Annotated in this window: 5 protein-coding genes; 3 read left to right on the forward strand and 2 right to left on the reverse strand. The window is 62.9% G+C overall.

What is annotated here, in order from left to right:
* Together EBBID32_RS18040 and EBBID32_RS18045 are read left to right on the forward strand one after the other, a co-directional pair.
* On the forward strand, positions 1–364 hold a 364-nt coding region (locus EBBID32_RS18040; RefSeq protein WP_156022609.1), incomplete at its 5' end, for an OmpA family protein.
* A 358-nt stretch (positions 365–722) separates the two neighbouring features.
* Positions 723–1,268: a superoxide dismutase family protein gene (locus EBBID32_RS18045; protein WP_037491695.1), complete on the forward strand. Its 546-nt coding sequence runs from the start codon at positions 723–725 to the stop codon at positions 1,266–1,268.
* Positions 1,269–1,277: 9 nt separating this feature from the next.
* Here EBBID32_RS18045 and thpR read toward each other — a convergent pair whose 3' ends face one another.
* Positions 1,278–1,820, reverse strand: a complete 543-nt coding sequence (gene thpR / locus EBBID32_RS18050) for an RNA 2',3'-cyclic phosphodiesterase (RefSeq protein WP_006963073.1) — start codon at positions 1,818–1,820, stop codon at positions 1,278–1,280.
* Between the two features lie 125 nt (positions 1,821–1,945).
* Here thpR and EBBID32_RS18055 point away from each other — a divergent pair, with 125 nt between their 5' ends.
* Positions 1,946–2,680 carry a Bax inhibitor-1/YccA family protein gene (locus tag EBBID32_RS18055; RefSeq protein WP_006963074.1) on the forward strand — a complete coding sequence of 245 codons (735 nt, stop codon included), beginning with the start codon at positions 1,946–1,948 and terminating at the stop codon, positions 2,678–2,680.
* 184 nt (positions 2,681–2,864) lie between these two features.
* On the opposite strand, the gene EBBID32_RS18060 is transcribed toward EBBID32_RS18055, so the two are convergent.
* Entirely contained in the window at positions 2,865–3,494 is a 630-nt protein-coding gene (locus EBBID32_RS18060; RefSeq protein ID WP_006963076.1) for a glutathione S-transferase family protein, read from the reverse strand.
* Between the last annotated feature and the right edge of the window lie 202 nt (positions 3,495–3,696).

The following is a 3,696-nucleotide window of genomic DNA, read 5'->3' on the forward strand; positions in this document are numbered from 1 at the left end:
GAGACAGGCAGAGTGCAGCCCCGGACCGTACATCGTGTTCTTTGAATGGGACAAGTCGGACGTCACGCCTGACGCCGCCACCATCCTGGATAACGCGGTTTCGGCCTACAGCAACTGCGGCAGCGCCCAGGTCATGCTGGCGGGTTATGCGGACAAGTCGGGTTCGTCCTCGTACAACGTTGGCCTGTCGCAGCGTCGCGCTGACGCAGTCAAGGCCTACATGGCATCGAAGGGTATCCCTGACGGCGTCATGACGACCCAGGCGTTCGGTGAATCGAACCCCCGCGTCGAAACCGCCGACGGCGTTCGCGAACTGCAGAACCGTCGCGTGGAAATCACCTACGGTCCCGGTTCGGGCATGTAAGAGACTTTTCCGTCCGCAAGGATGGAAAGCAGATGAAGGGGCTGGTCGAAAGACCGGCCCCTTTTTCGTTGGCGCTGAGTTGGCGGCTGCTTGCCAAGAAGCGAGGGGGCAGATCGGCTTGAAGGAGCAGGGCAAAGATGACGTTATGCTGCCAGCCCAGATCTGCGCTCGAAACGAACGGGCCAAGGCACATTCATCGCGATACAACTCGAAACGAATGAAGGTTGGTACGGGCCGGCTCCGGCCGCATCGGTCGATCTCTGCCGGGCATAATCGCGATGACAAACGGATGAAGATCGGCAACAAAAGCGGCGCTGTGGCGTTCGCTGTTATGTTCGCCATCCTCCGGGAGTTTGTCATGAAATTTGTCTCCATTCTGCTCGCCCTGCCATTGACCATGGCCATTTCCGCCTGCGCCACGACCTCGACCGATGCGTCGGCACCGGCTGCCGCATCCATGGCCGGGGCGAAACTGATGGCTGGGGATGGATCGGCGCGCGGGACGGCCAGCGTGACTGAAGCCGCGGACGGGCTGCATGTGCTGGTCAAGGCGCAGGGTCTGACGCCTGGCATTCATGCGGTGCATGTTCATATGACCGGCACTTGTACCACGCCGGATTTCGCCAGCGCGGGTGGACATTGGAACCCGACCGGGCGCAAGCATGGCATGAATAATCCGGCGGGGATGCATATGGGCGACATGCCCAATATGACCGTGGGGCCGGACGGCTCCGGAGCGATCGAATATGTCATTGCGGGCGGGACGATCAGCGGCGAGGCGACGCCCTTGCTGGACGCCGATGGCGCAGCGGTCGTGATCCATGCGCAGGCCGACGACAATATGAGCGACCCGGCGGGCAATGCGGGCGGGCGGATTGCCTGCGGGGTGCTGGCGGCAGGTTAAAGCTGGCGTTCAGTCGGGGTCGTGTCGGCCGTAATGTTCGATGACATGATAGCGCGCGCCGTCACGACCCAGCTGGCTTTCAAATAGCGCGAAACCGTTGATGGTGAAGGGCGGGCTGGTCAGTGCTGCATGGGCAGCGAGGAACGGATCGACCAGCGCGCCTGTTCGGCCGAAGCGGGCCAGGGTGATGTGGGGCAAATAGGCGCGTTCTTCGGGCGGCAGGCCGAGCGCGACGCAGGCGCGATCGAGTTTGCGATGCAGGCCGGCGAGGGGGTCGCGCGGCTGGACCCCGGCCCAGAGCGTGTCGATCACCCCGCGACGGTCGAACGCGCCCACGCCTGAGACATTGGCGTCGAACGGGGCGAAGCGGATGGTGCGCAGTGCGTCGGCGATGTCGGCGGCGCGGTGGCGATCGACCTGCCCGATGAAACGCAGGGTGAGGTGCAACTGGTCGTCGCATTGCCAACGCGCGCCGGGGACGCCGCCCATCAGCGCAAGCAACCGCGCGCGGAGGCTGGCAGGCGGGCGGATGGCGACGAACAGGCGGTGCATGACACAGCGAATATAGGCTTTACCGCGCGTTAGGCCAGTGCGGTTACGACAGCGCTTGAATATCCGCGCATAACAGCCGATAATGGATGCAGCGGCGACAATGACGCCGACGAAGGAGAATTTTCATGGCCAACTGGTCCGATCCCCGTTCCGATATTGCGGGCTTTGGCGGCAATAGCGTTGCGCAGGGTGCGGCGTTCGACGCTGGTCTGCGCAGCTATATGCTGTCGGTCTATAATTATATGGCGAGCGGCGTGCTGTTGACGGGCATCGTCGCAGTGCTGTTTGCGTCGAGCGGCCTGGCATTGCAGATACTGGGCGGTCCCGGCATCCTGAAATATGTCATCATGTTCGCGCCTTTGGTGTTCGTGATGGTGCTGAGCTTTGGCATCAACCGGCTGTCGACGGCGGCGGCGCAGGGACTGTTCTGGGCCTATGCCGCAGTGATGGGCCTGTCGCTCTCGTCCATCTTCCTGGTCTATACCGGCACGTCGATCGGCCAGACCTTCTTTGCGACGGCGGCCGCCTTTGCGGGGCTGAGCCTGTTTGGCTATACGACGAAGAAGGATCTGTCGGGTTTCGGCACCTTCCTGATCATGGGCGTTGTTGGCCTGCTGGTTGCCAGCCTGATCAACCTGTTCCTGAAATCGAGCGTGATGGATCTGGTGATCAGCTTCATCGGCGTGCTGCTGTTCGCGGGCCTGACCGCCTATGACACGCAGAAGATCAAGAGCATCTACGCGCATGTTGCGGGCACGGACATGATGGGCAAGTCGGTCGTCATGGGGGCGCTGAACCTCTATCTCGACTTCATCAACATGTTCCTGTTCCTGCTGCGCTTCATGGGCAATCGCGACTGATTGGCGCGGATAGCGAGATGTGAGGAGGCCCGGCGGAGTGATCTGCCGGGCCTTTTTTGTTGGGGGTCTACGCCAACCTCTGCTCGTTTCGAGCGCAGTCGAGAAGCGAAGAGCGCCGGACGCTGATATAGTGCTGCCTGCTTCTCGACTACGCTCGAAGCGAACGGGTGGATAGAATGGGTATCTATCCCTGTTTCTGCATCGCCGCGATGAGGGTGCCGTCGATGTCTTTCTGGCGCTGATAGGCGGGGCGGGCGCGCAGGCGCTGCGCATAAGCGGTGAAGGCGGGGCGGGCGGGCATGGTGCCGAACGCCAGGCCCCAATCGACCTGTGATCCGACATAGACGTCGGCGGCGGTGAACTGGGTGCCGCAAATCCATGTCGTCCCTGATACCGCTTGTTCGAGCGTGTCCAGCACCGCGTCGAGCGAACCATAGCCCGCGCTGCGATCCCGCCCTTCGGGCAGGACGAAGCCCATCGCCGTGTTGGTGATGGCGGCTTCGACCGGGCCGGCGGCGAAGAAGAGCCAGCGATAATAGGCGCCGCGTGCGGTGGTGGGCGGTGCGAGGTTCGCGGCGGGGAAGGCGTCGGCGAGATAGGCGCAGATGGCGGCACATTCGGTGACGATGGTGCCGTTGTGGACGATCGCAGGGACTTTGCCCATCGGGTTGATGGCGAGATAGTCGGGGGCTTTCATGGTCGTCGCATAGTCGAGCAGGACGGCGTCATAGGGCGCGCCGACCTCCTCCAGCATCCAGCGGGCGATCTGCCCGCGCGACATGGGGTTGGTGTAGAGGGTGAGGGTGTCGGACATCGTGTGGCTCTCCTTGGCAGGGCGGTTGGGGAGAGGGTGGCGGAAATATGGGGGCGGGGCCAGTGGGATTTATGGGGCTGCTGGCGCGCAAGAGGCGGATGGTCGAGTAAGAGGGATGCCGCGTCAATTCCGGTATGACGTGAGGAGCGTGCCGCTAACGACCAAAGCTGATCTTGTTGCCGCTCCCGCAGGCGGGAGGGGG

This window comes from Sphingobium indicum BiD32 (assembly GCF_000382885.1).
Taxonomy (GTDB): Bacteria; Pseudomonadota; Alphaproteobacteria; order Sphingomonadales; family Sphingomonadaceae; genus Sphingobium; species Sphingobium japonicum_C.

Coding starts and splice junctions, on each gene's coding strand:
- EBBID32_RS18045 (WP_037491695.1), top strand. CDS start 723: ATGAAATTTGTCTCCATTCTGCTCGCCCTGCCATTGACCATGGCCATT.
- thpR (WP_006963073.1), bottom strand. CDS start 1,820: ATGCACCGCCTGTTCGTCGCCATCCGCCCGCCTGCCAGCCTCCGCGCG.
- EBBID32_RS18055 (WP_006963074.1), top strand. CDS start 1,946: ATGGCCAACTGGTCCGATCCCCGTTCCGATATTGCGGGCTTTGGCGGC.
- EBBID32_RS18060 (WP_006963076.1), bottom strand. CDS start 3,494: ATGTCCGACACCCTCACCCTCTACACCAACCCCATGTCGCGCGGGCAG.